General features: G+C 63.6%; 1 protein-coding gene. It reads right to left on the reverse strand.

Going from position 1 to position 1,198, the window contains the following annotated elements:
- Positions 1-110: 110 nt before the first annotated feature.
- The gene (pstC, locus tag AC1DT2_RS23910) at positions 111-1,142 is read right to left on the reverse strand and encodes a phosphate ABC transporter permease subunit PstC (protein ID WP_063571066.1); all 1,032 of its coding nucleotides are present in this window, start codon (positions 1,140-1,142) and stop codon (positions 111-113) included.
- Between the last annotated feature and the right edge of the window lie 56 nt (positions 1,143-1,198).

The following is a 1,198-nucleotide window of genomic DNA, read 5'->3' on the forward strand; positions in this document are numbered from 1 at the left end:
CTCCCAGAGGATCCAGGCCAGGAAGAGCAGGCCGATGCCGGTGGCAACGACACTCAGGATCATCGCGACGATGTTCTTGATGCGGCGCGTGGTGTAGAGCGAGGCGGACATCAGGAGCCTTCCTTCGAAGCCAGGCGGCGAAGCATGAGGCGAGCGATCGTCAGCACGATGAAGGTCACCACGAAGAGCAGGAAGGCGATCGCCATCAGCGCCGACTTCTGCAGGCCTTCCGCCTCACCGAACTGGTTGGCGATGGTCGAGGCGATGGAGCTGCCGGTCTCGAGGATGGACGGCGTGAACTTGAACGTGTTGCCGAGAACGAAAGCCACGGCCATCGTTTCGCCCAGCGCACGGCCCAGACCGAGGAAGATGCCGCCGATCACGGCGGTGCGGGTGTAGGGCACGACGATGTCCCAGACCACTTCCCATGTGCTTGAACCCAGCGCATAGGCGGACTCCTTCAGGCGGGTGGGCACGGTCTGGAAGACCTCACGCATCACCGAAGAGATGAACGGGATGATCATGATGGCGAGCACCAGGCCCGCCGTGAGCACGCCCGCGCCGAAGAACGGGTATTCGCTGGAGAAGAACTTGGCGATGAACGGTACGTGCTGGACCAGCCAGGAAATCTTGCCGTCCGGCGGATCCGCGCTGAGATTGTTCATCAGCCACGGCTTGATATACGTCGCGACGAACGGGGCGAAAATGAAAAGGCCCCACATGCCGTAGATGATCGACGGGATGCCGGCGAGCAGCTCGATGGCGGAACTGACCGGACCGCGCAACCAGTTCGGTGCGATCTCGGTAAGAAAGAGGGCGATGCCGAAGCTGACCGGCACAGCGAAGATGAGTGCGATGAGCGCGGTGGTCACCGTGCCCATGACCGGTACGAGGGCGCCGTACTGGTTGTTGGTCGGGTCCCAGGCAGAGCTGGTCAGGAAGCCCCAGCCGAAGGTGGCGAACGCATCACGACCCAGCCACAGGGTGGACGCCGCCGCGCCGACCAGTGACACCAGGACGATCAGGGCGCAGGTCTTGAGCAGCCCTCCGAACAGGCGGTCGTTGCGCGTATCCCTCGCGTTGCGCGCCGCTTCCTCCGCACGCGCGGTGGTAGGAGCGTTGCTGCTGACGGTCGCATGCATGATGAGTGCGTTTCCCCGGGCCTATGCAAAAGTGTGGGTCGCCGCTCCCTGGGGAG

This window comes from Luteibacter sp. P4_E6 (genome assembly GCF_056401535.1).

Bases quoted from the DNA above. Each gene is read 5' to 3' on its own strand.
- pstC (WP_063571066.1), bottom strand. From the start codon at position 1,142: ATGCATGCGACCGTCAGCAGCAACGCTCCTACCACCGCGCGTGCGGAG.